This window comes from Micromonospora sp. HK10 (assembly GCF_000982955.1).
Taxonomy (GTDB): Bacteria; Actinomycetota; Actinomycetes; order Mycobacteriales; family Micromonosporaceae; genus Micromonospora.
In genome coordinates, this window is record NZ_KQ058799.1 from 578 (window position 1) to 873 (window position 296).

Here is a 296-nt window from a genome sequence, read left to right on the forward strand (position 1 = left end):
GGATCGGACTTCACCGAGCCGGAGCCCGCCGGTCCCGGACCGACCACGACCGGGCCGGACCAGCCGGTCTTCCCCGGCCCGCGTGCCGACTGAGTCGCGGCTCGGCGCGGGGCTCCGGCTGGCGCTCACCACCTTCACCACGTTGCCGGTGCGCGCCGGCCGGATCGACCGGGCGGTGGCGGGCGTCGCGATGGCGTACGCCCCGGCGGTCGGGACGCTGCTCGGCGCGGTGCTCGCCGCCGTCCTGCTGCTCACCGGCGCGCTCGCTCCCCCACTGGTCGCCGCCGGGGTGACCG

General features: G+C 78.7%; 1 pseudogene. It reads left to right on the forward strand.

Annotation, left to right across the window (positions count from 1 at the left end):
• Positions 1-82: 82 nt before the first annotated feature.
• Positions 83-296 (forward strand): annotated as a pseudogene (locus LQ51_RS12230) (adenosylcobinamide-GDP ribazoletransferase); the annotation flags it as partial.